This window comes from Gemella sp. GH3, from assembly GCF_013415425.1.
GTDB lineage: Bacteria > Bacillota > Bacilli > Staphylococcales > Gemellaceae > Gemelliphila.
The window spans coordinates 1-578 of record NZ_JACBYC010000196.1 but is presented as its reverse complement, the minus strand read 5'-3'; the positions used below and the strand labels follow the sequence as shown (position 1 = coordinate 578).

General features: G+C 32.2%; 1 protein-coding gene. It reads right to left on the bottom strand.

Annotated elements, in window-relative coordinates:
* Nucleotides 1-45 precede the first annotated feature (45 nt).
* Nucleotides 46-578: M16 family metallopeptidase (locus HZY83_RS07030; RefSeq protein ID WP_179943335.1), on the bottom strand; the 533-nt coding region annotated here is incomplete at its 5' end.

The following is a 578-nucleotide window of genomic DNA, read 5'->3' as shown; positions in this document are numbered from 1 at the left end:
GTTCGTAGACTTTCTCATCTATCAATTCATAATTATGTACCTTCATTATTCACTTTGACCTCCTTTCGTTAAAACGTAGATTGTATCTAGCATAGCTTTATTAGCTAATTTTATAACATCTTCTCTTGTGACAGCATTAATTGCAGTGATGAATTCTTCTTCAGATTGAGGTTTGTCTAATAACACCTGATTATGTAATAGTTCGATAATACTTTTAGGTCTGTCAGTAGATTCATGTCTGTGAGAGATAATAATTTTCTTTGCCAACTCTAATTTACCATCATCAAAATTACCATTCTTTAATTTTTCAAATTCATCTAAAATAGTATCTTTGGCAATCTCATATTTAGAAGCCGAAACTCCACTAAGAACAAATAAAAATCCATTCTTTCCATCGATTTGTGAATGTATAGAATAGGCCAAACTTTGCTTTTCTCGAACTTCATTGAATAGCACTGAAGAAGGGTCGCCACCAAACATCATGTTTAAAACTACGAATGCATAATAGTTCTCTTTCCCAAAATAAGTTGGGAAACGATAACCAAGATTGAGTTTAGCTTGGTCCACTTCATCATTAT